Below are 24,885 nucleotides of genomic sequence, written 5' to 3'. Positions count from 1 at the left end.
CGCGACCGGCCTTGCAGCCTGTTGAAACGATGCTGATCAGAAGCCGATGCGGCGCTTGGCCGGTTCGGACTTGAGGCGGATGTCTTCCGGCACGAGGGCGGAACGACCCGCGGCCACGGCGAAGCCGAGCGCATCGAGCAGCGTCTTGCGCATCTCGCGCGGCGAGACATCCGCCACCTTGGCCTGCACGTTCTCCGGCAGCTCAGCCTCCATGCTGGCCAGCTTCAGCTCCTTCAACAGCATGGCATAGATGCGCTGGGCAATGCCGGCCGCCTGTTCCGGCGTGGGGCTTGGCACATCATAGACCGCCATGCGGCTGAGCAAGGCTTCCGGAATGCCTTCAAGACTGTTCGCCGTCAATACCCAGAAAACCTGGCTGGCATCGAGATCGACGTCGATGAATTCATCGTGGAAAGCGCGCGAGGTCTCCGGTTCGAGCAATTGGTAGAGGGCCGCCATCGGGTCGGACTGGGTGGAGCCGGTCGCCTTTTCCACCTCGTCGAGCAGCACCACCGGATTGGCGAAGCGGCCGCGCACCAGCCGCTCCGCCACCTTGCCGCATTTGGCGCCGCGCCAGGTGGAGGAACTGCCGGTGATGACGAAGCCGGCGGAAAGCGCGTTCATGCTGATGAACTCGAATTCGGTGCCGAGGACGGAAGCGAGGCGCTTGCCGAAATGCGTCTTGCCGACGCCGGGCTCGCCCAGCAGCAGGACCGGCATGATGTTGAAGCTGGTGCCGCCGGCCAGCGCCAGGCCGAGGTAGCGGGAGAGATCGTCCAGCACCTCGCCGAAGTTGGGACAGTCCTCGTACAGCGGATCGAGCGCGGCGGCGGACGATGGCGTGGTGAGAAAGCGGTCGGCACCGAGCGCCAGCATGTTGTCGTAGAACGCTTCCAGTTCCACAGACTTGAGGGCGCGCGCCCTTTCCTGGGCGCTTTCGACTGCCTTTACGTCGTAGATGGTGTGAGAACGGGCGATTGTGAGGGTCATACACACTCCTATTCTGCGTGCCTGCCCGGCGAACCGCCGGCGCCGCGCACGTCGACTTGCCGAACCGGACCTTCCCTGCACCAACCGCGTGCCTGCCCGGCAGTCTTCATCCATTATTGCAATACTCGTTCCAGCATCACTCCAACGCGCGCCCTGCCCTTCAGGCTGACAACGCCGCGCAGCCGTTGGAATATTGTTCCAAGGGTACGGGAACAATTTACACGAAATAACTTCGTCGGGACGAAGCTCGCGCGTTTCCACAGTCGAGCCGTTGCAGCCCTTAAACGGCACTTTCCCGCTCTTTGAGATGCGTCAATCCCTGCAACGCATCATCCCTCGGGCTCCGACTCTCCATAGTTTATGAACGCGTTCGCAGCAGATGCGGAGGCCTTGCACGCATCTTGCTGCTCGAAGCCTGGCTCGCTGGGGAAGCGCCGACGACGCTCAGCACACTGCCCAGAATTTTGACGGGGCGCAGGAATCAGGCAGATAGGCGATGGGCCAACGCGCTCGCCTGGAACCTGAGAGAAACGCTCGGGGATTTCCAATGTCCATCAGTCGAATCCCCACAACCTAACGGGAGCACTAGCATGGCAACCCAAGCCGAGTTGAATCACAGCGAACGGCAAGAAAGTTTTCTGCAAAGCCTGGTGGCCTTCACCCAGAACCACCGGGCCGAGTACTGGTCGGGCTCGCTCGCCCAGTTTCTGAAAGATGTCGTGCCCGCCGATCCGCAGGGCGTAGCCCGCAGTTCGCATCAATACATGTGGGACATGATCCGCTGGATGGGCGAGGAAGACGAGAACGGCAATTTCCGCTGCAAGCTGTTCGACCAGGAATTGTTCGGGATCGACGAATCCATCGACCGCGTGGTGGATTACTTCAAGGCCGCCGCCGCCGGTTCGGAAGTCGGCCGGCGCCTGCTGCTCCTGCTCGGCCCGCCGTCCGGCGGCAAGTCGACGCTGGTGATTCTGCTCAAGCGCGGCCTGGAAGAGTACAGCATGACCAATTCCGGCGCGGTGTACGCCATCCAGGGCTGCCCGGTGCATGAATCGCCGCTGCACCTGGTGCCGCACTCCCTGCGCGCCAGCTTCCGCGACACATACGGCGTCGAGATCAAGGGCGAGATCTGCCCGCACTGCCGCTCGCGCCTGGAACACGAGCACGATGGCGATTTCATGAAGATGCCGGTGGAACGCATTTTCATTTCCGAGGCCGGCCGCGTCGGCATCGGCACCTACGCGCCGCACGATCCAACCACCGCCGACCTCGCGGACCTGGTCGGCTCGGTGGATTTGTCCAAGGTCGCGGAGTTTGGCGACGAGGGCGATCCCCGGGCCTGGTCCTGGTCGGGCGCGGTCTACGCGGCCAGCCGCGGCATGCTGGAAATGATCGAGATTCTGAAGGTCAAGCGTGAATTCCTCTACCTGCTGCTGACGCTGACCCAGGAGAAAAACGTCAAGGTGTCGCGTTTTCCGCTGATCTATCTCGACGAAACCATCCTCGCCCACACCAATCTGGCGGAGTTCCGACGCTTCATGCAGGAAAGCGAGAACGAGGCGCTGCTGGACCGGATGGTGATCATCCAGGTGCCCTACACGCTGAATTACCGTGACGAAGCGCGCATCTACCAGAAGCTGATTTCTTCCGCCGCGCCGGCCTTCCGGGAAGTGCATCTGGATCCGCATGCACTGCATGCGGCCGCCGTCTTCGCCATCATGACCCGCATGCACGAAGGCGACGACAAGGAAGCCGATATGTCGCGCAAGCTGCGCATCCACGCCCGCGAGGATGTCGAGGGGCATGTCGAACCGGAACGCAGCAGGCAGCGCGCCCCCGAGGAGGGGCTGGCCGGCATTTCCCCGCGCTTCGTCATCAACGCGCTGTCGAACGCAATCATTCAGTCGAATGTCAAAAGCTTGACGACCATGGATGTGCTCCTGGCGATCAAGGATGCGATCGAGAACGATGCGCGCATCGATCCCAAGAAGAAGCGCAAGTGGGTCGACTACCTGGTCCTGGCGCGCAAGGACTTCTACAACCGCTGGGTGAAGGAAGACGTCCACAAAGCGCTGTTCGTATCCTTCGAACAGGAGGCGCAGGACCTGCTCGACAAGTATCTCGACGAGGTGGAGGCCATGCTCGACAACCGCCACATCAACGATCCGATCACCAACGAGGAACGGCGTCCGGACGAGCGCTTCCTTCGTGCAGTGGAGGAAAAGATCCATATCTCCGAGTCGGGCAAGCAGTCATTCCGCCAGGAAGTGGTGCGCAAGGCGATGGGCGCCTTCAAGCGCGGCGAGAAGTTCACCCTCGACTCCCATGCCCAGCTGCACAACGCCATTCAGCAGTACCTGTTCGAACAGCGGCGCGACGTGCTGCGCCTGGTCAGCTCCAGCGCCCGGCCGGACGACGAGGCGCGGCAGAAGATATCGGTGGTGGAAAAGCGCCTGGTGGACGAGTACGGCTACGACAGCCACAGCGCACGCGAGGCATTGAACTATGTCACCACCCTGATGGCGCAGGAATGAGTGCCTGGATCGAAACGCACGTGACCGTGCACTAAGGTTGATTTATGGCGAACTTCATCACCATGTCTGCAGAAACACCGTGGTACGACCTGTTCTCGCGCGGGTCGCGGGACTGGCTGCGCCACAACCAGAAGGTACGCGATGCGGTGCAGCAGAACCTGCCGAACCTGGTGGCTGGGCCGGACGTCATGACCGGCGCCCAGGACCGCACGGTGCAGGTGCCGGTCCATCTCCTGGAGCATGCCCGCTTCCGCCTGGCCGATTCCTGGAACAAGCCGCAAAGCGCCGCCGGCCAGGGCAAGGGCAAGCCGGGCGACGTGCTGCGCCAGGCCGATCCGAGTCCCGGCGAGGAATCGGGCGGCGGCGGCAACAACGAGGGCGAAGTCAAGCTCATGCTTGAATTCAAGGTGGACGACATCATCGACTGGCTGTGGGAAGAGCTGCAATTGCCGGATTTGAAGCCGCGCCACAATACCGCCATCGAGGATGACAGCATGGTGCGCGAGGGCTGGGACAAGCATGGCGCCCGCGCCCGGCTCGACCGCCGCCGCACCGTGAAGGAAGCAGTGAAGCGCCGCGCCATCCAGGAAAACCCGGTGCCCTTCACCAACGAGGACCTGCGCTTTCGGCAGCTGGTGCAGCGGCGCAAACCTGCCACCAACGCGGTGGTGCTGTTCGCGCTCGACGTGTCGGCCAGCATGACCGAAGCGGAGCGCAAGCTGGCCAAGAGCTTTTTCTTCTTCGTGCTCCAGGGCATACGCCGCCGCTACGCCAAGGTGGAGACCCGCTTCATCGCGCATACGACCCAGGCATGGGAGTTTTCCGAAAGCGAGTTCTTCAACGTCAGCGGCACCGGCGGCACCGGCGCGTCCACCGCCTTCAAGCTGGCGCTGGAGATGATCGAGAAGGAGTACGATCCGGCGCGCTACAACGGCTACCTGTTCTACGCATCGGACGGCGAGAACTTCACCGAGGACCGTCCGGCGGCGACGGATTACCTGAACACGCTGGCGGGCCTGCTCAATTTCGTCGGCTATGTCGAAACGGTGCCCGGCACCCACCGCACCACCGAGACAGAGATGAAAGCCATCTGCCATGAAATCGAGCATGCCGGCGCGCCCATCAGCGCCTGCGACCTGACGCGGCACGACGATGTCTGGCAGGCCATCCGCAAGTTTTTCATCAAGCAGCAAGCTGAATAAGGAAACCGGCGTCCATGTGCACCTGTGGAGAAACCCTGAAGGAATACGCGGACAAGATCGAGGCGCTGGCCCGGGCCCAGGGGCTGGATTACTATCCGGTCGACTTCGAGATGGTTCCCAACAACTTCATGATGGAAATCGCCGTCTACGGACTGCCAGTGCGCATGCCGCACTGGTCCTTCGGCGTGCGCTACATCCATCAGCTGATCCGCCAGGGGATGGGCCACTCCCGCATTTTCGAGGTCATGTTCCCCGGCGACCCCTGCCGCGCCTACCTGGTGAACAACAACACCCTGCCGGAAAACACGCTGGTCACCGCCCATGTGCTCGGCCATGCGGACTTCGCCAAGAACAACCATCTGTTCGCCCGCTTCATGCAGATGGCCGGGGGCCATATCCTGGAAGAAGCGGCGGCGCGCGCCCACCGCATCGAGAGGGCCATCCAGGCGCATGGCGAGGATCGGGTGGAAGCGGTGCTGGACGCGGCGCTGGCCCTGGAACCGCATGTGGACATCACCCGCGAGCTGCATCGCGACCGATATGCGGAGACGGTGCGGGAAGAGAAAACGCCGGAGCCCACGGCCTTCCTGCAGAAATTCCGGCAGCTGCCGGGCGAGAAACCGCTTGCCAGGCAGGAACCGGGGACCCGGCGCGCCCCGATTCCGCCGCAGGCGGAATACGATCTGCTCTGGTTCATTGCCCAATACGGACCGGAGATGGAAGACTGGGAGCGCGACATCTTTCTCGCCGTGCGGGAGGAGTCCTTCTATTTTTACCCGGTGTTCGCCTGCCAGATCATGAACGAGGGCTGGGCTTCCTATTGGCATGCGCGGCTGCTGCGGGAAGCCGATTTCCTGCCGCAAGGACTTTACCTGTCAGCCATCAAGGCGCATTCCGACGTGGTGCGCCCCTATGCGGCAGAGCAGCAGCTGGCGCTCGCGGTGAATCCCTACCATCTCGGCTTCTCCATCTGGGAAGACATCGTGGAGAAGCATGGCCTCGAAGCGGCGCGCCGCATCTGCCGCGAGGAGGACGACTTCGGCTTCATCCGAAATTACCTCACCGCCGACCTGATCGAGAAGCTGGAGCTGTTCGTCTATGAATCGCGGGACGACGGGGACATCCGCATTACCGAGAAGGATGTCCATGCGGTGCATGAGGCCATCCTCTCGCCCAAGTTCAACTACGGCGCGCCGCGCATTGCGGTCAACCACATGCATGTGGACGGCAGCCTGCAACTGGTGCATGACCACAAGAGCGATGGCCGCGGGGTGGACCTCGGCCGCGCCGAGCGCGTGCTGGAATATCTGGGAAGGGTATGGCGGCGTCCGGTGACGCTGCATACCGTCGGCGAGCGCGGCGAGGCGCGGGTGGTGACAAGCAAGCGGGTATAGCAGCTCGGCAGTCGGTTCAACAAAAGCGGGTCAAACAAGAACGGCGCCTTCTTTCTTCCGGGAAGGCGCCGTTTTCGTGTTTCGCACCAATGGCTGCGTCAAGGACGCGGGTTGCCTGGATGCGGGTTACATCGCATGCCAGGTCATGGCAAAGAAAGGCAGGCTCCCCTCGGCCAGCAGCATGAGCAGCAGATAAGCACAAAGCGACGTGTAGGACAGCACCACCAGTGATGCCATCAGCGAGTGGTCTTTCATGGGTGTTACAGGCGCCCGCGCTGCACGCCCGCCTCTGTAACGGCAAACCGAAGCTCGTTTCCGAGCCCTGCTTCCAGCATATGACGCTGCACTACAATGTAAACCCGGTGCGCCCTGATCGCCCGATGAAATTTGCGAAACGGATACGGGGTATCCATAGCGGAAAAACACATCGTCCGTCCGGCTTCGATCAAATCAGTTCGCAGCGTATCGTTGCCGGTTCGCGGCAGATCTTCTGCATGACCGACGGCGGAATCACCGCGTCGACGTCGGTGATCACATAACCGATCGGACCCTTGGTCTCCAGATACTGGGCCACGATGTTCAACCCCGCTTCGGCGAAGTCGGCGTTCATGCGGGCGATCACGCCGGGCTCGTTCCGGTGGGTGTTCAGGATGCGGCTTCGCGCCTGCTTCTCGCGGTGCGGCACTTCGGGGAAGTTCACCGCCCAGCGGGTGGTCCCGGCTTTCAGAAAGCGCACCAGCTTGTCCGAGACTTCCTTGCCGATGTTTTCCTGAGCCTCCTCGGTGCTGCCGCCGATGTGCGGCGTGAGGATGACGTTGTCCAATCCGCGCAGCGGCGACACGAATTCTTCCTTCTCGTTTTTCGGCTCCACCGGAAACACGTCGATCGCAGCGCCGGCGACCTTCTTTTCCACCAGCGAGTCGCGCAGCGCATCGATTTCGACCACGCCGCCGCGGGATGCGTTGATCAGCACCGCCGATGGTTTCATCAAGCCAATGCGCTCGCGGGTGATCAGGTTCACGGTGCCGCTGCCGCCAGGCACATGGAGCGTCACCACATCGGCCTCGCGCATCAGGTCTTCCAGCGTCGGCGCGGCGCTCGCATTGCCGAGGGGCAGCTTGCTTTCGATGTCGTAGTAGCGCACCCTCATGCCGACGCTTTCCGCCAGGATGCCGACCTGGGCGCCGATATTGCCGTAGCCGACGATGCCGAGCGTCTTGCCGCGCATCTCGTAGGCGCCGGCGGCGCTCTTGTCCCATTGTCCGCGATGGGTCTTGGCGTTCTTTTCCGGGATGCGCCGCAGCAGCAGGATCGCCTGGGCGATCACCAGTTCGGCCACCGAGCGGGTGTTGGAAAAAGGCGCATTAAATACCGGGATGCCCTTCGCCGCGGCGGTGATCAGGTCCACCTGGTTGGTGCCGATGCAGAAGCAGCCGATGGCCCGCAATTTCGGGGCGGCTTTCAGCACTTCCGCCGTGATCTGGCTTTGCGACCGGATGCCGATCACGTCGGTGTCGGCGAGCGCCTCGATCAGCGCCTGTCCGGTCAGGGCCGTCGGCAGCTGCACGATATTGTCGAAGCCCGAGTTCTGGAAATGCGCCACGGCGCTCTGGTGGATCTTCTCAAGCAGCACGATCTTCGTCATTCGAAGTCCTTCTCCATTGGTTGAAGCAGGATGCCGCGCCATCATCCTCTGTTTGCGCAGAAATCCTGCGAATCGTGTAACGTTCGGCCTATTCTATAGAAAGCCAAGCAAGCCCATCGCCGCCATGAATTCCGTCCCGCCCGCCGCCAAAGCCACCGTCGAAATGGTGACCAGCATGCATCGCTGGACCGACAGCCTGTTCAGCTTTAAGACCACGAAACCGGCCGACTATTCCTTCGTTGCCGGCCAGTACGCCCGCCTCGGCCTGGAACACGAGGGCGCAATGATATGGCGGCCCTACTCCATGGTGTCGGCGCCGCAGGAGAAGGAACTGGAGTTCTACAGCATCCTGGTGCCGGGCGGCAGCTTCACCACCCTGCTCAACAGGATCGAGCCCGGCATGCCGATCCACCTCGAGAAGCAGCCCTACGGCTTCATGACGGCGGACCGCTTCACCGACGGCACCGAGCTGTGGATGCTGTCCACCGGCACCGGCATCGGCCCGTTCATCTCCATACTGCGCGATCCCTTCGTCTGGACCCGCTACGGCCGCATCATCCTGGTCCACTGCGTGCGCCACGCCGGCGAACTGGCGTATGGCGAGGAATTGATGCGCATCGCTGCACGCGCGCCGCAGGGCAACCATGCCCGCTTCCAGCTGATTCAGTGCGTCACCCGGGAAGCCGCTGCCCCGGCGGGCGTGCTCAATGGCCGCATCACCAGCCTGGTTCAGAATGGCCTGCTGGAACAGGCCGCCGGCCTGCCGCTGACGGTGGATGATTCCCGCGTCATGTTGTGCGGCAATCCGCAGATGATCGACGAGATGCGCGAGATCCTCAAAGCCCGCGGCATGCGGCCGGCGCGGCGCGCCGTCCCCGGGCAGTACGTTACCGAAAATTACTGGTAAACGGTCTTGATCGGCGGTCGCAGTCCGGCTCGCGACCTACCTGCTCTTTCTGCCCAAAATGCAGCCTCGCGACCCGAGCGCTGCGTCATGCCGCCTGCTCTGGCCGCCGGCCTGCATCCGGCGATACGCCAATGCCCTTGCCATGCTGGTGCCCGTCGAAGTAGGACGCAGCCGTCGGCAACCCGGATCTTCCCTTCAAATAAAAAAGCCCGGCATCGCTGCCGGGCTTGGAAGGAGAGAGAAAGTTTCTCGTTTTTATTGTTACTTGTCGTTGAAGCCCTTGCCCTCGGCGGCGAGCTTCGCCAGCAGGGGCGCCGGCTTCCAGGCGTCGCCGTGGCGACCCTTGGCATATTTTTCGATGGCCATCAGCACGTTCGGCAGACCGACGGTGTCGGCATAGAACATCGGGCCGCCGCGGAACAGCGGGAAGCCGTAGCCGGTGAGGTAGACCATGTCGATGTCGGAGGCGCGCATGGCGATGCCTTCTTCCAGGATATGGGCGCCCTCGTTCACCAGCGCATACACCAGGCGCTCGACGATTTCCTGGTCGCTGATCTTGCGGCGCTCGACGCCGAGGTCGGCCGAGTGCTTGACGATCATGTCGTTCACCAGCTGCGACGGATACGGCTTGCGGTCGCCCGGCTTATAGTCGTACCAGCCGGCGCTGGTCTTCTGGCCGAAGCGGCCCATCTCGCACAGCAGGTCGGCAGTCTTGGAGTAGGTGATGTTGGGCTTCTCGACGTAGCGGCGCTTGCGGATGTACCAGCCCACGTCGTTGCCGGCCAGATCGCCCATGCGGAACGGCCCCATGGCGAAGCCGAACTTCTCCACCGCCTTGTCGACCTGCTCCGGCAGGCAGCCTTCCTCCAGCAGGAAGCCGGCCTGCCGGCTGTACTGCTCGATCATGCGGTTGCCGATGAAGCCGTCGCACACGCCGGAGACGACGCCGGTCTTCTTGATCTTCTTCGACAGCTTCATGACGGTGGCGAGCACGTCCTTGGCGGTCTTGTCGCCGCGCACGATCTCCAGCAGCTTCATCACGTTGGCCGGGCTGAAGAAGTGGGTGCCGATCACGTCCTGCGGGCGCTTGGTGAAGCTGGCGATCTTGTTGACGTCCAGCGTGGAGGTATTGGAAGCCAGGATGGCGCCCGGCTTCATCACCTCGTCCAGCTTCTTGAACACCTGCTCCTTGACCGCCATATCTTCGAACACCGCTTCGATCACGATGTCGGCCTGGCCGATGTCTTCATAGGACAGGGTGCCCTTCAGCAGGCCCATGCGCTGGTCCAGCTTTTCCTGGGTCAGCTTGCCCTTCTTCATCGAGTTTTCGTAGTTCTTGCGGATGGTGGCCATGCCCTTGTCGAGCGCTTCCTGCTTCATCTCCAGGATGGTCACCGGAATGCCGGCATTGAGGAAGTTCATCGAAATGCCGCCGCCCATGGTGCCGGCGCCGATGACGGCAACCGACTTGATCTCGCGGGCCGGGGTATCTTCCGGCACGTCGGGAATCTTGCTGGCGGCGCGCTCGCCGAAGAATGCATGGCGCAGGGCCTTGGATTCCGGCGTCTGCACGAGATCGATGAACAGCTCGCGCTCGTACTTCAGGCCATCGTCGAACTTCTTGGTGACCGAGGCTTCGACCGCGTCGATGCACTTGAGCGGCGCCGGGAACGGGCCCGCCATCGCCTTCACGGTATTGCGCGAGAACTGCAGGAAGGCTTCATGGTTCGGATAGTCGACCTTCAGGTCGCGCACCTTGGGCAGCGGGCGCTGGTCTGCCACCTTGGCGGCGAATTCCAGCGCATCCTGCGCCAGATCGCCCTTGACGATCTCGCTGAACAGCTTCGTGCCTGCCAGCTTCTCGGACGGCACCGGGTTGCCTGAGACGATCATGTTCAGCGCCAGCTCAAGGCCCACCACGCGCGGCAGGCGCTGCGTGCCGCCGGCGCCGGGGAGGATGCCGAGCTTGACTTCAGGCAGCGCGATCTGCGCGCCCGGCGCGGCGATGCGGTAGTGGCAGCCGAGCGCCAGCTCCAGGCCCCCGCCCATGCAGACGCTGTGGATGGCGGCAATCACCGGCTTTTCCGAATTCTCGACCACGTTGATCACGGTATGCAGCGTCGGCTCGGCGAGCGCCTTGGGCGTGTTGAATTCGCGGATGTCGGCGCCGCCGGAAAACGCCTTGCCGGCGCCGGTGATGACGATGGCCTTCACCGCGCCGTCTTCATTGGCCTGCTTGATGCCTTGCACGATGGCGCTGCGGGTGGCATGGCCGAGTCCGTTGACGGGAGGGTTGTTCAGCGTGATGACGGCGACGCTGCCGTTGACCTTGTATTCCGCAGTCATGTCTTTTCCTTTGATGGGATGGATGTCTCGTTGCCTCTGGTTCTTATGCCGGACGGCCGCCGTGCGGCATGGCGTCCCGCTGGTGGGCATGATGCCCTGCGTCCAGAACTATAACGCAAAAAGAACGGTCGTATTATTTTATTTGTTGATCGAATTCCCGAACGCGCCGGGCGGAAGAAGCACCGAATGCGAAGCGCCTCATCGTTGTCGAAAAAGCGCCTCAGACCTCCAGCCACTCCTTGCGCACCGCCGCGTTGCCGCGCAGGGCGGCCGGCGTGCCCTCGAAGACGATGGAGCCGTGGCCCATGACGTAGACCCGCTGCGAGATCTCCAGCGCGATCGCCAGCTTCTGCTCCACCAGCAGGACCGAGATGCCGCGGTTTTTCAGCTCCTTCAGGTACTCCGCCACCAGTTCGACGATCTTCGGCGCCAGGCCTTCGGTCGGCTCGTCGATCATGATCAGGTCGGGATCGCCCATCAGGGTGCGGCACAGCGTCAGCATCTGCTGCTCGCCGCCGGACAGCACGCCCGCCGGCGTATGCTGGCGCTCCTTCAGGCGCGGGAACATGCGATACATGTCGCCGAGCGACCAGCGCGACTTGCGCCCCTTCTTTTCGCCGAGAATTAGGTTCTGCTCCACCGACAGCGTCGGAAAGATGTCCCGGTTCTCCGGCACGTAGCCCAGCCCCTTGTAAGCGATCTCGAAGGCTTTCAGGCCGACCAGCTGCTCGCCCTTGAAGCGGATCGAGCCGGTGACGTTCACCTGTCCCATGGTCGACTTCACCGTGGTGGAGCGGCCGACGCCGTTGCGGCCCAGCAGGCTGACGATCTCGCCCTCGCCCACCGTCATGTCCACGCCATGCAGCACATGGCTCTTGCCGTAATAGGCGTGCAGATCCTTGATTTCGAGTAAAGCCGTCATTAAGCCTCCACCGGTGCATGGCCGCCGAGATAGGCTTCCTGCACTTTCTGATTGGCGCGGATGTTGGTCGGCGTATCGCAGGCGATCACCTCGCCGTACACCACCACCGCGATCTTGTCTGCCAGGCCGAACACCACGCTCATGTCGTGCTCCACCATGAGCAGGGTTTTTCCCACCGTGACCTTGCGGATCAGCTCCACCGCCGCATCCGATTCCGATCGGCTCATGCCGGCGGTGGGCTCGTCGAGTAGGATCACGTCGGCGCCGCCGGCAATGGTGATGCCGATCTCCAGCGCCCGCTGCTCGGCATAGGTGAGCAGTCCGGCGGACACGTCGCGCCGGCGCTTCAGGCCGATCTGCTCCAGCACCGCCTCGGCACGCTCGGCGGCATCCTTCAGGCCGCCGAGCCGGTGCCAGAAGGAGTATTTGTAGCCGAGCGACCACAGCACCGCGCAGCGCAGGTTCTCGTACACCGACAGGCGGTGGAAGATGTTGGTGATCTGGAAGCTGCGCGACAGCCCGCGCCGGTTGATTTCGAACGGCCGCAGGCCGAGAGTGCTTTCGCCATTGAGCAGCACGTCGCCCGACGTGAGCGGGAAGCGGCCGGAGATCAGGTTGAACAGCGTCGACTTGCCGGCGCCGTTCGGGCCGATGATGGCGAAGCGTTCGCCCTTCGGCACCTGGAGATTGGCGCCGCGTATGATTTCGGACCGGCCGAAGCTCTTGCGGACATCCCTGAGTTCGAGTGCGAGTTCGGTCATGCCTGTGCCTTCCTGATGGTTTCTTCAATTTCGGTATTGGCCTCGCCCCATGCTTTCTGGAAGGCAGGCAGGCTGCGCCAGAACAGCAGCGCGGCAACGGCAATCAAGCCGAGCGTCACGATCCACGGCAGCGCCGCGGCGGTATCGACCTTGACGCCGAACAGCATGCGCTCGGTGCCGTTGACCGATTCCAGCGTCAGGTGATACAGCATCTCGATCGCGAGGATGGCGCCGAAGCAGCCGATCAGGGCGGCGATCAGGAGCGGCAGCATCTTCGGCCACACCCGGCCGAACTTGCCGAACTTCACCAGTCTCAGGTTGAGCATCATGATGCTGGCGATGCCACCCGGCGCATACATCACGATCAGGATGAAGAAGATGCCGAGGTAGAGCTGCCAGGCCTTGGTGTAGTCGGACAGCATCACCGTCAGGAACACGCCGATGATGGCGCCGATCATCGGGCCGAAGAAGAAGCCGACGCCGCCGATGAAGGTGAACAGCAGCACCGCGCCGGAGCGGATTGCGCTGACGTTTTCGGCAGTGACGATCTCGAAGTTGATCGCCGACAGGCCGCCGGAGATGCCGGCGAAAAAGGCGGAAAGGATCAGCGTCAGATAGCGCGCCCATTGCGTGTCGTAGCCGATGAATTCCACCCGCTCCGGGTTGTCGCGCACCGCATTGATGATGCGGCCCAGCGGCGTCTGCGTGAAGGCGTACATGCCGACGGTGCTGACGAACAGCCAGAAGGCGATCAGGTAGTACACCTGGATCTGCGGCCCGTAGGTGATGCCCATGAAGGCCTCGCCGATGACGCGGTTGGTGGAGATGCCGCCCTCGCCGCCGAAGAACTCCGGGAACATCAGCGAACAGGCGAATACCAGTTCGACGATGCCCAGCGTGATCATGGCGAAGGTCGTGCCGGACTTCTTGGTGGTGACGTAGCCGAACAGGATGCCGAACAGCATGCCGGCGAAGCCGCCCACCAGCGGAATCAGGCTGACAGGTATCCACAACTTGCCCCCGGCAGCCAGGTTCATCGCATGGATGGCGAGGTAGGCGCCGAGGCCGGAGTACACCGCATGGCCGAAGGACAGCATGCCGCCCTGGCCGAGCAGCATGTTGTACGACAGGCTGAAGATGATCAGCGTGCCCATCAGCGACAGGATGGAGAGCGAGGCGCCCTTGCTGAACACCAGGGGCGCGACGATCAGGGCCAGCGCGTACAGGCTCCAGACGATCCAGCGGCCGAGGTTCATCGGCTTGTAGGTCAGGCGTCTGCTGCGCGTATTGATGGCGGGGGTTTGCATGGATTGAGTGGATTGTGTGGTTTGCATGCTCAGCCCTCCCGCGTGCCCAGCAGGCCGCGCGGCCTGAAGATCAGAATGAGTACCAGCAGCACATACGGCAGGATCGGCGCCACCTGGGAAATCGTCAGCTTGAGCACCGGGTAGCCGAAGGTTTCCGGTCCGAGATTGGCCCCGAACAGCGAGAACACGTTCAGGAAGGAGTAATCCAGCGCGACGGCGAAGGTCTGGACGATGCCGATCAGCAGCGAGGCGATCAGCGCCCCGGCGAGCGAGCCCATGCCGCCGACCACCACCACCACGAAGATGATGCTGCCGACGGTGGCAGCCATCCCCGGCTCGGTGACGAAGGCATTGCCGCCGATGACGCCGGCCAGGCCGGCCAGCGCGCAGCCGCCGCCGAAGACCAGCATGAACACCCGCGGCACGTTGTGGCCGAGCGCCTCCACCATGTCGGGATGGGTCAGGGCCGCCTGGATCACCAGGCCGATGCGGGTGCGGGTCAGCACCAGGTAGATCGAGATGAGCATCAGCACCGCGATCAGCATCATGAAGCCGCGGTACATCGGGAAGGTGGTTGTGTACAGGGTGAACAGCGGGCCATCCAGCGAGGGCGGGATCGGATACGGCACCGCCGCCCTGCCCCAGACCAGCTGCACCAGTTCGACCAGCACGTAGGACAGGCCGAATGTAAACAGCAACTCCGGCACATGGCCGTACTTGTGCACCGAGCGCAGGCCGTAGCGCTCGACCAGCGCGCCGATGGCGCCCACCAGGAGCGGCGCGACGATCAGCGCCGGCCAGAAGCCTATCTTCATGCTCACCGTGTAGGCGAAATAGGCGCCGAGCATGTAGAAGCTCGCATGGGCGAAGTTCAGCACGCCCATCATGCTGAAGATCAGGGTCAGGCCGGAGGACAGCATGAAGAGCAGCAGTCCATAGCTCAGACCGTTGAGCAGCGTTATTAAGGTAAATTCCACCTGGGGTACCCCTGATTCAAGTTTCTTGTACGACCGTACTATTTTTCAAGCCATAAAAAGGCGTACCGCCGCGACGGCACGCCCTGCGAGCGGGTTACTTCGCCGAAGGACGCTTCATCTCGCACGACGTCGGCTGGGATGCGACGTAGGTGTCGAGCTTCTGGTCGGTCTTCCAGCCATAGCCGGTGTTTTCCTGGTCGTAGCGAACGTCCTTGCCGTTCACCTTGGTCCAGGTGGCGATGTACAGCGGCTGCTGCAGCTGGTGATCCGACTTGCGCATCTCGACCTCGCCGTTCAGGCTTTCCGCCTTCATGCCCTCCAGCGAGAAGGCCACCTTCATCGGGTCGGTGGACTTGGCTTCCTTGAAAGCCTTGGACAGCATCAGGATGCCGGTATAGGTCGCCATCGCGTAGTAATCGTCGTTGTATTTCTTCTTGAAGCCCTCGACGATTTCCTTGCCGACGAATTTCTCGTTGTTGGCATTCCAGTAGCCGACATATTTCACCCGGTCGGCGCCGGCGGCGCCCATCGCTGTCGGCACGCCCGTCGTGCTGCCGTAGTAGGTGTAGAAGTTGGCGGTCAGGCCGGCATCCTTCGCCGCCTTGATCAGCAGCGCCAGGTCGGCACCCCAGTTGCCGGTGATGACGGTGTCGGCGCCGGAAGCCTTGATCTTGGCCACATAGGGCGAGAAATCCTTCACCTGGCCGATCGGGTGCAGGTCGTCGCCGACGATCTGCACATCCGGGCGCTTGCGCTTCAGGTACTCCTTGGCGGCGCGCGTCACCTGGTGGCCGAAGGAGTAGTTCTGCCCGATGATGTAGACCTTCTTGATGTTCTGGTCCTTGGCCATGAAGGTGGTCATCGCCTCCATCTTCTGGTCGGAGTTGGCGTCGAAGCGGAAGTGCCAGAAGCTGCACTTGCTGTTGGTGAGGTCCGGGTCCACCGCCGCGTAATTGACGAAAAGCACTTCCTTGCCCGGGTTGCGCTCGTTGTGCTTGTTGATCGCATCCACCAGCGCCAGCGCCACGGCCGAGCCGTTGCCCTGGATGACGTAGCGATAGCCTTGGTCGATGGCCGCCTTCAACTGAGTCAGCGACTCCTGCGGGCTGGCCTTGTTGTCGAAGCCGACGATCTCGAAGGTGTTGCCGGGGCCGGCCCACTTCTCCTTGTTGGCGATCTCGGCGACGTACTGCCAGCTGTGCATGATGCCCTGCCCGACCGGCGCGAACGGACCCGAGAGCGGATCGATGAAAGCCATCTTGACGTTCTCCGCCGACGCGCTCAGCGGCGCGGCGAAGGCAGCGGCAAGCGACAGGCCGATGATGAGGGATTTCGATTGGATAGCCATTTGTCTCCTCCTTGTAAATGCGTGTCTACAGGATGTGGGTGCTTCCATCTTTGGGCGCGCCATGAACGGGCGCGTTCCGGCAGGAGCATGCTGCCCGCGGCGCGGCGGCTCGCTGCCAGGCCGCCGCGCCGGATTGCTTCGATTCCGTCCTACGACTTGGAAGGACGCTTCATCTGGCAGGAAGTCGGCTGCGCGGCGACGTAGGGATCGATCTTGACGTCGTTGCTCCAGCCATAGCCCGTGTTCTCCTGGTCGTACTTGATCTTCTTGCCGTCGACCTTGGTCCAGGTGGAGATGTAGAGCGGCTGCTGCAGCTGGTGGTCGGCGGCGCGCATCTCGACATCGCCGTTGATCGCCTTGGCCTTCATGCCTTCCAGCGCGAACGCCACCTTGACCGGGTCGGCCGACTTGGTGGTCTTCACCGCCTGGGACAGCATGGTGACGATGGTGTAGATGTCGCTGACGTAGAAGTCGTCGTTGTACTTCTTCTTGAAGGCTTCCACGATTTCCTTGCCGGCGAAGGTCTCGTTGTTCGGGATCCAGTAGGCAACTTGCTTGATTTGCCCCTCGGCCGATGCGCCCATGGCGGTCGGCACGCCGGAGGTGCCGGCGTAGTAGGTGTAGAACTTGGCGGTCAGGCCGGCATCCTTGGCGGCCTTCACCAGCAGCGCCAGGTCGGCGCCCCAGTTGCCGGTGATGACGGTGTCGGCGCCGGAAGCCTTGATCTTGGCCACATAGGGCGCGAAATCCTTGACGGTGGCGATCGGGTGCAGGTCGTCGCCGACGATCTGCACATCCGGGCGCTTGCGCTTCAGGTACTCCTTGGCGGCGCGGGTGACCTGGTGTCCGTGCGCATAGTTCTGGCCGATGATGTAGACCTTCTTGACGTTCTGGTCCTTGGCCATGTACGTGGTCAGGGCTTCCATCTTCATGTCCGAGTTGGCGTCGAAGCGGAAGTGCCAGAAGCTGCACTTGCTGTTGGTCAGGTCGGGGTCGATGGCGGAGTAGTTCAGGAAGACGATTTCCTTGCCCGGGTTGCGCTCATTGTGCTTGTTGACGGCGTCGACGAGGGCCAGGGCCACGCCGGAGCCGTTGCCCTGGGCGATGTAGCGGTAGCCCTGGTCGATCACCGTCTTGAGCTGGTTCAGCGATTCCTGCGGGCTGCCCTTGCCGTCGAAGGCGGCCACTTCCAGGGTATTGCCGGGGCCGGCCCAGCCTTCCTTGTTCGCCATCTCGGTGAACATCTGGAAGCTGCGCAGCTGGTTCTGGCCGATCGGTGCGAAGGCGCCGGACAAGGTCTCGATCATCGCGATCTTGATGTTTTCGGCCTGGGAAGCCGGCGCGGCGAACGCGGCGGCAACGGAAAGCGCAAGGACCAGCGTGCGAATCGTCTTCTTCATCTGTCTCTCATCCTCTTTGGTTTTATGGTCCGACTCGTCGAATCGGCATTGCTTGGGTACTGCGGTCGGGCTTCACGCTGTGGGCAGCTGATAGCCCTTGAACTGCTCGCGTATCTTGTTCTTCAGGACCTTGCCGGTGGCGCCGATCGGCAGCGCGTCGACAAAGGCGACGTCATCCGGCGTCCACCATTTGGCGATCTTGCCGTCGTAGAAGCGCACCAGCTCCTCCTTGGTGACCTCGGCGCCGAGGCGCTTCACCACCACCAGCAGCGGCCGTTCGTCCCACTTCGGATGGAACACGCCGATGCAGGCCGCCTGTTGCACTGCCGGGTGCGCCATGGCGATGTTTTCCAGGTCGATCGAGCCGATCCACTCGCCGCCGGACTTGATGACGTCCTTGCTGCGGTCGGTGACCTGCATGTAGCCGTCGGGACTGATGGTGGCGACGTCGCCGGTTGGAAACCAGCCATCCTCCAGCACGTCGCCGCCCTCGTCCTTGAAGTAGCTGCTGATGATCCACGGTCCCTTCACCAGCAGGTTGCCGTAGGTCTTGCCATCCCAGGGCAGTTCGTTGCCGGCATCGTCGACGATCTTCATGTCGACGCCATAGATGACATGGCCCTGCTTTTCCAGGATCGCGTTCCGCTCCTCCTTGGGCAGCGCCATATGGTGCGACTGCAGGGTGCAGGCGGTGCCGAGCGGCGACATCTCGGTCATGCCCCAGGCATGCACCACCTCGACGCCATACTTGTCCTGGAAGGCATGCATCATCGCCGGCGGACAGGCGGAACCGCCGATGACCGTGCGCCGGAAGGTCGAGAACGTCAGTTCGTTCTGGCCGACATGGTTGAGCAGGCCGAGCCAGACGGTCGGCACACCGGCGGAGAAAGTCACCTTCTCCGCCTCGAACAGTTCGTACAGCGACTTGCCATCCAGTGCCGGCCCCGGGAACACCAGCTTGGCGCCGGTCAGGGGAACGGAATAAGGCAGGCCCCAGGCATTGACGTGGAACATGGGCACTACCGGCAGCACCGTGTCGCGCGCGGAGACGTTCAATGCGTCCGGCATGGTGGACGCATAGGAGTGCAGGATGGTGGAGCGGTGCGAGTACAGCGCGCCTTTCGGATTGCCGGTGGTGCCGGAGGTGTAGCACAGGCTGGAGGCGGAATTCTCGTCGAACACCGGCCAGACGTAGTCCGGCGAGTGCTTCTCGATGAGGTCTTCGTAGCACATCAGGTTCGGCACCTTGCTCTCGGCGGGCAGGCGCTCGCGGTCGCACATCATCACGAAGCCGCGCACCGTCTTGCAGTGGGCGGCGAAGGCTTCCACCAGCGGCAGGAAATTGATCTCGAAGAACAGGTACTGGTCTTCGGCGTGGTTGACGATGTAGGCGATCTGCTCCGGATGCAGGCGCGGATTGATGGTATGCATGACCGCGCCCGAACCGGAGATGGCGTAATACAGTTCGAGGTGGCGGTAGCCGTTCCACGCCAGGGTCGCGACCCGGTCGCCGATCGTCACATCGAGCGACTTCAGGGCGTTGGCCATCTGCTTTGCGCGCCGATGGCAATCTCGGTAGGTGTAGCGGTGGAGGTCGCCTTCCACGCGGCGGGAAACGATCTCGTTGCTGCCGAAGTGGCGATCCGCATGCTGGATGATGCTGGAGATGAGCAGGGGCTGGCTCATCATCTGGCCCATCAATGGGCTCTTCATGTACTCCGCCATCATGTCTCCTCATATTCTGCGATGGGTAAGGCGTTTTCGTTCATGATTTTTGAACGACCGTGCTAAACCGTCAATCACTTTCGATGATGCGGCGCACCATCGTCAAGCCGCCTTTTCATTTTCCTCGACGACGCTGCGATAAATCGTATTTTTCGGCTTGGCCATTACGCGCCGCAGCATGGGCTCGAAAAAGCTGAGCGGCAGGCTTTCATATGACGCGTCGAAGGCAGGCGCGTCGTACTTCTCGCAGAATTCCAGCGTGCGGTCGTAGATCGGCCGCCCCTTGTACTGATCGCGCAGGTTACGGTCCATGCCGAGGTGGTGGAAGAAATAGTGGCTCTGGAAAATGCCGTGCAGCGCCACCATCTGCAGGTTCTCCTCGCTGACGAAAGGCTTGAGGATGGCGGCGGCAATGTCCGGATGGTTGAAGCTGCCGAGGGTATCGCCGATGTCATGCAGCAGCGCGCAGACGACATATTCCTCATCCTTGCCGTCGCGCCAGGCCCGGGTCGCGGTCTGCAGGCTGTGCTCCAGCCGGTCGACCGGATAGCCGCCGAAATCGCCGTTGAGCAGCTTGAGGTGGTCCAACACCCGATCGGGAAGCGCCGCTGCAAACGGCCGGAATTCGTTGCCGATGATCTTCCAGTCCTCGGCGGTGCTGTCCTGCATGTCGCTGAACGCGGCGCGTGCTGTCATGCTGTCTCCTTTTGTAATTCTTTATTGCGCGATGCCGACTACTGGCGAAAGCTCGGATCCTTCCGGTCCAGCCGGCGCAGCAGCCCCGGCCACGCTAGCATTCCGCCTTGAGCCTTGGTAACGGTTTTTGCCTGCTGTTGAGCGCCGTCAATGATGGCTTGCGGGATGCGCGTCAATTCTCCACCGCCCGCCTGAGCGCGGATCTGGATGTTGCAGGCCGCTTCGAAGATATACATATTGAGGAAGGCGTCGGCAATGGTGCGGCCGACCGTCAGCAGGCCGTGATTGCGCAGCATGAGGTAGGTCTTCCTGCCGAAGTGATCCACCAGGCGCGGCTTCTCTTCCTCATTCAGCGCCACGCCCTCGTAGTCGTGATAGGCCAGGCTGGAGAGGACGAAGATCGACTGCTGGGACAACGGCAGCACGCCTTCCTTTTGCGCCGAGACCGCCACGCCGTTCAGGCTGTGGGTATGCAGTACGCATTGCGCATCATGGCGCACTGCATGGATGGCGGAATGGATGGTGAAGCCGGCGGGGTTAACCGGGAACGGGGAGTCTTCGATCTTGTTGCCATGGAGGTCGATCTTCACCAGCGAAGAGGCGGTGATTTCATCGAACATCATGCCGTAGGGATTGATCAGGAACTGGTCCTCGGTGCCCGGCACGCGCGCGGTGATATGGGTGAAGATCAGGTCGCTCCACCCGAATTCGGCCACCAAGCGGTAGCAGGCGGCGAGATCGACTCGGGTCTGCCACTCTTCGGCGGAGACGCGATGTTGCATCGAGGGAATCGCCAGGCTCTCGGGCGCGTTCATAGGGTGTCTCCTCTTCTCTGTCAAAATAGCGAAGTTCTCTCCAGCTTATGGCCCCTTGAGGCTCGCTGCAAGCGAAGCAGTATTGGCGCATTCTAACCGCCAAGACTGTCAACTTTTTAACATTTGACATGCCTGCGCAAAAAAATCCTGACATCGATCGGGCCGCCGCCTTGCGTGCCTCCTGGCTATCGCGCATGCCGGAGGCGGCGGTGACGGAAGCGGCCGCCTGCGCCAAGGTCAGGCTGGTGGAGGATGGCATGCTGATCTACGCCCATGGCGCCGCCTGCGATGGGTTGTACACCCTGGTGCGCGGCGCGGTCCGGTTTTCCCGCACCACTGCCGACGGCCAGGCCAGCACCATCGCCGTGCTGGATGCGCCCACCTGGTTCGGCGATCTCTCCATCTTCGACGGCCGGCCGCGCAGCTACGATGGCTACGCCTACGGCGAGACTGTCCTCCTGCATCACAGCAAAGCCGACTTCAAGCGCCTGCTGGCGCGCCACCCGCAAATCTACGAGCGCTTCCTGCGTTCGCTCAGCCTGCGCCTGCGGGCCACCTTCGACATGGTGGAGGAAGCGGTGATCGCGCCGTTGCCGCAGCGCCTGGCGCGGCGCCTGCTGGAACTGGCGAAGCTGAAGCCATCGGCGATGAATTCGGCCGTCATGCCGAGCGGTCGCGAAGTGCCGCTGACGCAGGAAGAACTCGGCAATCTGCTCGGCAAATCGCGGCAAAGCATCGCCAAACTGCTGCGGCTCTGGGAAGAAGACGGCATGGTCGAGACTCGCTACGGCCGCGTCTCCATCGCCGATCCGCAGAAGCTGATGCGGGTGGCGTATCCGGAACGGATCGGGTGAAGGGAGTTCAAAATGGGAACGAGAGCACTCCCCGGGCGAGTGAATAGCCAGTGCTCAGTTCCTCCTTTCAAGGGGAGGGTTAGGGGCGCAGCAAAAGTTCCGCGGAGCAGCACTCCGCCCGACCCTTGCTTCCCTCTCCTCCCGAGGAAGAAGGAGTTCCTTATACATTCGCGCAAACTATCTAGTCCCGGCAGCAGTGCCGACCCAAGGAAACCAATGACTTCACCTGACCCGCAACAAACGCAGTACCGCATCGACACCCTCCCCTTCGAGAACTCCTTCGCCTCCCTGCCGCCGGCCTTCTACACCCGGCTGATGCCGACGCCGGTGCCGGCGCCCTACCTCGTCGGCGCCAGCGAGTCGGTGGCGGCGATGATCGGCCTCGACAGCGCCGAATTGGGGCGGCCCGAATTCACCGATACCTTCGCCGGCAACCGCGTGCCGAAAGGCGCGCTGCCGCTGGCCGCGGTCTACTCCGGTCACCAGTTCGGCGTCTGGGCCGGACAGCTGGGCGACGGCCGGGCCATCCTGCTGGGCGACGTGCCCGCCGCGATTTCCGACAAGCCGGGCCGGATGGAACTGCAATTGAAGGGATCCGGCCTGACGCCCTACTCGCGCATGGGCGATGGCCGCGCGGTGCTGCGCTCCTCGATCCGGGAATTCCTTTGCTCGGAAGCCATGGCGGCGCTCGGCATACCGACCTCGCGCGCCCTATGCGTGACCGGGTCCGACATGCTGGTCATGCGCGAAACGCCCGAGACCAGCGCGGTCGTCACCCGGCTGGCGCCGACTTTCGTGCGCTTCGGTTCCTTCGAACACTGGTACTACAACGAGAAGCACGACGAACTGAAGCTGCTGGCCGACTACGTCATCGATCGCTTTTATCCCGAACTGCGCGAGGCGGACAACCCCTACCGCGCATTCCTGTCCGAAGTCACCCGCCGCACCGCCCGGCTGATGGCGCAATGGCAGGCAGTCGGCTTCATGCATGGGGTAATGAACACCGACAACATGTCGATTCTCGGCATCACGATCGACTACGGCCCCTACGGATTCATGGAAGCCTTCGACGCCAACCACATCTGCAACCACACCGACCGCCAAGGGCGTTATTCGTACCAGATGCAGCCCGGCATCGGCCAGTGGAACTGTTATGCGCTCGGCCAGGCGCTGCTGCCGCTGATCGGCGAAGTGGAAACGACACAGGCCGCGCTCGAAGTCTACAAGGGTGAATACCAGCAGGAAATGGACCGGCTTCTGCATGCCAAACTCGGACTGACCACCCTGCAGTCTCAGGATAAGGCCCTGATCGACGAGATGTTCGCGCTGATGCAGGCCAATCACATCGACTTCACCCTGTTCTTCCGGCGCCTCGGCGGCCTCAAGCTGGACGATCCGGGCAGCGACGAACCGGTGCGCGACCTCATCATCGACCGGCCGGCCTTCGACGCCTGGGCGGCCAAGTACCGGGAGCGGCTGCGCGCCGAAAACAGCGTCGATGCCCAGCGCCAGGCGGCGATGAATGCCGTCAATCCGAAGTATGTCCTGCGCAATTACCAGGCGCAGATTGCCATCGAGAAGGCCCAGTCCAAGGATTTTTCCGAAGTGCAGCGGCTCCTGAAAATATTGGAAAAACCGTTTGACGAACAGCCGGAAAACGAGAAATATGCCGAACTGCCGCCCGATTGGGCCAAGGAACTGGAGGTAAGCTGCTCATCATGACCGACAAAGTGACCAAGACCGACGCCGAATGGCGCGCCCAGCTCGACCCGATGCAATACCAGGTGACCCGCCATGCGGCCACCGAGCGCGCCTTCTCCGGCAAATACTGGGATCACCATGAACATGGGATCTATACCTGCGTCTGCTGCGGCACGCCGCTGTTCGAATCGGACGCCAAATTCGAATCCGGCTGCGGCTGGCCGAGTTACTTCCGGGCGCTCGATCCGTCCAAAGTGACCGAGCGCGTCGACCGCAGCCATGGCATGATACGCACCGAAATTCTTTGCAACGTCTGCGATGCGCATCTCGGCCATGTCTTCCCCGATGGCCCGCCGCCGACCGGACTGCGCTATTGCATCAACTCGGCCGCGCTGGCGTTTCAGCCGGCCCCGGAGAAATAACCGCACATGAAGTTTCTTTTCGATCTGTTCCCGGTCATCCTGTTCTTTGGCGTCTTCAAATGGGGCGAAGGCCACCGGGAGCAGGCGCTGGCGCTGGTGCAGCAATACCTCTCCGGCATCGTGTCCGGCGGCACCGGCTCCCTGGCGGAGCAGGCGCCGATCATGCTTGCCACCGCCGTGGCCATCGTTGCCACCCTGGCGCAAATCCTTTATCTGCTGCTGCGCGGCCGCCGAGTCGATCCGATGCTGTGGGTATCGCTGGTGATCATCACCGTGTTCGGCGGCGCCACCATCTACTTCCACAATGAAACCTTCATCAAGTGGAAGCCGACGGTGCTGTACTGGTGCTTCGGCGTGGCGCTGCTGGTGTCGCAGGCGCTGATGGGCAAGAACCTGATCCGCCTGATGATGCAGAAGCAGGTCAGCCTGCCGAATGCCGTATGGCAAAAGCTCAACGTCGCCTGGGCGGCCTTCTTCGGCTTCATGGGCCTTGTGAATCTCTACGTGGCCTATAACTACACCACGGCGGCCTGGGTGAACTTCAAGCTGTTCGGATTCACCGGCTTGATGTTCGCCTTCGTCATCGGCCAGAGCCTGTTCCTGTCGAAGTACCTGAAGGACACCCGATGAGCGACCGCATGGAGCGCATCCGCGCCAGACTCGAACAAGCCTTCGCGCCGAGCCGCTGCGAACTCGTCGACGACTCGCATCTGCATGCCGGCCATGCCGGCGCAGCAGGCGGCGCCGGCCACTACCGGGTGACTCTGGTCTCTGCCGCTTTCGAGGGCAGGAACCGCGTCAGCCGGCATCGGCTGGTGTATGATTGCCTGCGCGACATGATGCAGGCTGAAATACATGCGCTCGTGATAAACGCGATCGCACCCTCGGAGCTGGCGAGCCAGCCCTCGGCGCCAACTGCCTGAAGCTATTTTTCAACCC

The 24,885-nt window shown here is 62.5% G+C and carries 22 protein-coding genes; 9 read left to right on the top strand and 13 right to left on the bottom strand.

Going from position 1 to position 24,885, the window contains the following annotated elements; all coding sequences use genetic code 11:
* Positions 1-36 precede the first annotated feature (36 nt).
* Positions 37-990 carry an AAA family ATPase gene (locus CHB88_RS09455; protein ID WP_089399065.1) on the bottom strand — a complete coding sequence of 318 codons (954 nt, stop codon included), beginning with the start codon at positions 988-990 and terminating at the stop codon, positions 37-39.
* Between the two features lie 590 nt (positions 991-1,580).
* Here CHB88_RS09455 and CHB88_RS09450 point away from each other — a divergent pair.
* The 3 genes from CHB88_RS09450 (at position 1,581) to CHB88_RS09440 (ending at position 6,120) form a co-directional block, all read left to right on the top strand.
* Positions 1,581-3,524 carry a serine protein kinase gene (locus CHB88_RS09450; RefSeq protein ID WP_089399064.1) on the top strand — a complete coding sequence of 648 codons (1,944 nt, stop codon included), beginning with the start codon at positions 1,581-1,583 and terminating at the stop codon, positions 3,522-3,524.
* A gap of 62 nt (positions 3,525-3,586) precedes the next feature.
* Positions 3,587-4,726: a DUF444 family protein gene (locus tag CHB88_RS09445; RefSeq protein ID WP_176442391.1), complete on the top strand. Its 1,140-nt coding sequence runs from the start codon at positions 3,587-3,589 to the stop codon at positions 4,724-4,726.
* Positions 4,727-4,740: 14 nt separating this feature from the next.
* Positions 4,741-6,120: a SpoVR family protein gene (locus CHB88_RS09440; protein WP_089399063.1), complete on the top strand. Its 1,380-nt coding sequence runs from the start codon at positions 4,741-4,743 to the stop codon at positions 6,118-6,120.
* 126 nt (positions 6,121-6,246) lie between these two features.
* On the opposite strand, the gene CHB88_RS25840 is transcribed toward CHB88_RS09440, so the two are convergent.
* A complete protein-coding gene (locus CHB88_RS25840; protein ID WP_281255004.1) occupies positions 6,247-6,375 on the bottom strand; it encodes a hypothetical protein in 129 nt (42 codons plus the stop codon).
* A 190-nt stretch (positions 6,376-6,565) separates the two neighbouring features.
* Positions 6,566-7,765, bottom strand: coding sequence for a phosphoglycerate dehydrogenase (gene serA, locus CHB88_RS09435; protein ID WP_089399062.1), 1,200 nt, complete (start codon positions 7,763-7,765; stop codon positions 6,566-6,568).
* Between the two features lie 124 nt (positions 7,766-7,889).
* Here serA and CHB88_RS09430 point away from each other — a divergent pair, with 124 nt between their 5' ends.
* Positions 7,890-8,672 carry a ferredoxin--NADP reductase gene (locus CHB88_RS09430; RefSeq protein ID WP_089399061.1) on the top strand — a complete coding sequence of 261 codons (783 nt, stop codon included), beginning with the start codon at positions 7,890-7,892 and terminating at the stop codon, positions 8,670-8,672.
* Between the two features lie 261 nt (positions 8,673-8,933).
* Here the strand turns inward: CHB88_RS09430 and CHB88_RS09425 are convergent, their stop codons facing one another.
* The 10 genes from CHB88_RS09425 to CHB88_RS09380 all read right to left on the bottom strand — a co-directional run bounded on the left by CHB88_RS09425 (position 8,934) and on the right by CHB88_RS09380 (position 20,969).
* Positions 8,934-11,018 (bottom strand): 3-hydroxyacyl-CoA dehydrogenase NAD-binding domain-containing protein, encoded by a 2,085-nt coding sequence (locus tag CHB88_RS09425; RefSeq protein ID WP_089399060.1) that lies wholly within the window; start codon positions 11,016-11,018, stop codon positions 8,934-8,936.
* 220 nt (positions 11,019-11,238) lie between these two features.
* Positions 11,239-11,940, bottom strand: coding sequence for an ABC transporter ATP-binding protein (locus tag CHB88_RS09420; RefSeq protein ID WP_089399059.1), 702 nt, complete (start codon positions 11,938-11,940; stop codon positions 11,239-11,241).
* Complete coding sequence (locus CHB88_RS09415) at positions 11,940-12,701, bottom strand: ABC transporter ATP-binding protein (RefSeq protein ID WP_089399058.1); 762 nt, start codon at positions 12,699-12,701, stop codon at positions 11,940-11,942. Before CHB88_RS09415 ends, CHB88_RS09420 begins: the two co-directional genes overlap by 1 nt.
* Positions 12,698-14,035: a branched-chain amino acid ABC transporter permease gene (locus CHB88_RS09410; protein ID WP_089399057.1), complete on the bottom strand. Its 1,338-nt coding sequence runs from the start codon at positions 14,033-14,035 to the stop codon at positions 12,698-12,700. The genes CHB88_RS09415 and CHB88_RS09410 overlap by 4 nt, the downstream gene beginning before the upstream one ends.
* Positions 14,036-14,037: 2 nt before the next feature.
* Positions 14,038-14,985 (bottom strand): branched-chain amino acid ABC transporter permease, encoded by a 948-nt coding sequence (locus tag CHB88_RS09405; RefSeq protein ID WP_089399056.1) that lies wholly within the window; start codon positions 14,983-14,985, stop codon positions 14,038-14,040.
* Between the two features lie 94 nt (positions 14,986-15,079).
* Positions 15,080-16,333 (bottom strand): branched-chain amino acid ABC transporter substrate-binding protein, encoded by a 1,254-nt coding sequence (locus CHB88_RS09400; protein WP_089399055.1) that lies wholly within the window; start codon positions 16,331-16,333, stop codon positions 15,080-15,082.
* A gap of 149 nt (positions 16,334-16,482) precedes the next feature.
* Positions 16,483-17,733, bottom strand: a complete 1,251-nt coding sequence (locus CHB88_RS09395) for a branched-chain amino acid ABC transporter substrate-binding protein (RefSeq protein WP_089399054.1) — start codon at positions 17,731-17,733, stop codon at positions 16,483-16,485.
* Positions 17,734-17,805: 72 nt separating this feature from the next.
* Complete coding sequence (locus CHB88_RS09390) at positions 17,806-19,458, bottom strand: 3-(methylthio)propionyl-CoA ligase (RefSeq protein WP_089399163.1); 1,653 nt, start codon at positions 19,456-19,458, stop codon at positions 17,806-17,808.
* A gap of 102 nt (positions 19,459-19,560) precedes the next feature.
* Positions 19,561-20,154 carry an HD domain-containing protein gene (locus tag CHB88_RS09385; protein ID WP_089399053.1) on the bottom strand — a complete coding sequence of 198 codons (594 nt, stop codon included), beginning with the start codon at positions 20,152-20,154 and terminating at the stop codon, positions 19,561-19,563.
* A gap of 38 nt (positions 20,155-20,192) precedes the next feature.
* On the bottom strand, positions 20,193-20,969 hold the full coding sequence (locus CHB88_RS09380) for a class II aldolase/adducin family protein (protein WP_176442390.1): 777 nt from the start codon (positions 20,967-20,969) through the stop codon (positions 20,193-20,195).
* A gap of 128 nt (positions 20,970-21,097) precedes the next feature.
* Here CHB88_RS09380 and CHB88_RS09375 point away from each other — a divergent pair, with 128 nt between their 5' ends.
* The 5 genes from CHB88_RS09375 to CHB88_RS09355 all read left to right on the top strand — a co-directional run bounded on the left by CHB88_RS09375 (position 21,098) and on the right by CHB88_RS09355 (position 24,869).
* A complete protein-coding gene (locus CHB88_RS09375) occupies positions 21,098-21,823 on the top strand; it encodes a Crp/Fnr family transcriptional regulator (protein WP_089399052.1) in 726 nt (241 codons plus the stop codon).
* Positions 21,824-22,039: 216 nt separating this feature from the next.
* Positions 22,040-23,545 (top strand): protein adenylyltransferase SelO, encoded by a 1,506-nt coding sequence (locus CHB88_RS09370; protein WP_089399051.1) that lies wholly within the window; start codon positions 22,040-22,042, stop codon positions 23,543-23,545.
* Positions 23,542-23,946, top strand: a complete 405-nt coding sequence (gene msrB, locus CHB88_RS09365; protein ID WP_089399050.1) for a peptide-methionine (R)-S-oxide reductase MsrB — start codon at positions 23,542-23,544, stop codon at positions 23,944-23,946. The genes CHB88_RS09370 and msrB overlap by 4 nt, the downstream gene beginning before the upstream one ends.
* 6 nt (positions 23,947-23,952) lie before the next feature.
* Complete coding sequence (locus CHB88_RS09360; RefSeq protein ID WP_089399049.1) at positions 23,953-24,576, top strand: septation protein A; 624 nt, start codon at positions 23,953-23,955, stop codon at positions 24,574-24,576.
* Positions 24,573-24,869 carry a BolA family protein gene (locus CHB88_RS09355; RefSeq protein WP_089399048.1) on the top strand — a complete coding sequence of 99 codons (297 nt, stop codon included), beginning with the start codon at positions 24,573-24,575 and terminating at the stop codon, positions 24,867-24,869. The genes CHB88_RS09360 and CHB88_RS09355 overlap by 4 nt, the downstream gene beginning before the upstream one ends.
* Positions 24,870-24,885 lie beyond the last annotated feature (16 nt).

Source organism: Noviherbaspirillum humi, assembly GCF_900188095.1.
GTDB classification, from domain to species: Bacteria; Pseudomonadota; Gammaproteobacteria; order Burkholderiales; family Burkholderiaceae_D; genus Noviherbaspirillum; species Noviherbaspirillum humi.
This window is presented reverse-complemented; position numbering and strand designations above follow the sequence as displayed.